We start from the raw sequence: 552 nt of genomic DNA, 5'->3' as shown, positions 1-552 counted from the left end.
CAACCCTCCGCAGTTCGGCTTCGCGGTGATCGGTGTGCTCTGCGAGCGGTTCGGCTTCACGGTGTCGGTGGACTCCACCTCCCCCTACGGAGGTGTGCGGGCGGTCGTGCTGCTGCCCGACGAGCTGCTCACCACGATGCCGGAGCCCAAGCAGCCGACGGCGTCGGTGGAGTCGGTCGCGCCGCGCGACGTCCCCGCCCCCGTGGAGGCACGGCCGGCCGCGTACGACAGTGCCCCCGACTCCTCGCTGCCCGTGGGCACGACCGAGGACGGTCTGCCCAAGCGGCGTCGCAAGCGGCCGATGGCCCTGGTCTCCAACGGTCCGTCCGCCGCCCCGGCTCCCCGGCGCCGCAGCGAGGACACGGCCGCGATCATGGCCGCCTTCAAGCAGGGCACGGACGCGGGTCGCGCCACACACCCGGAGGCGGGGGAGCGGCCGAGCGGTTCCCACGACGCTAGCAGCGAAGGGCACGAGGTCCAATGAACAACGATCTTTCATGGATGCTTGACAGCGCCCTGGAGATCCCCGGAGCTCTCCACGCGGTTCTGGTC

General features: G+C 71.6%; 1 pseudogene. It reads left to right on the top strand.

Annotation, left to right across the window (positions count from 1 at the left end):
- Positions 1-484 (top strand): annotated as a pseudogene (locus tag CCN37_RS38680) (hypothetical protein); the annotation flags it as partial.
- Positions 485-552: the final 68 nt, after the last annotated feature.

The sequence above is a fragment of the Allokutzneria sp. NRRL B-24872 genome, assembly GCF_002155965.1.
Taxonomy (GTDB): Bacteria; Actinomycetota; Actinomycetes; order Mycobacteriales; family Pseudonocardiaceae; genus Allokutzneria.
The sequence above is the reverse complement of the archived record's forward strand: the minus strand, read 5'-3'. Positions and strand labels throughout refer to the sequence as shown.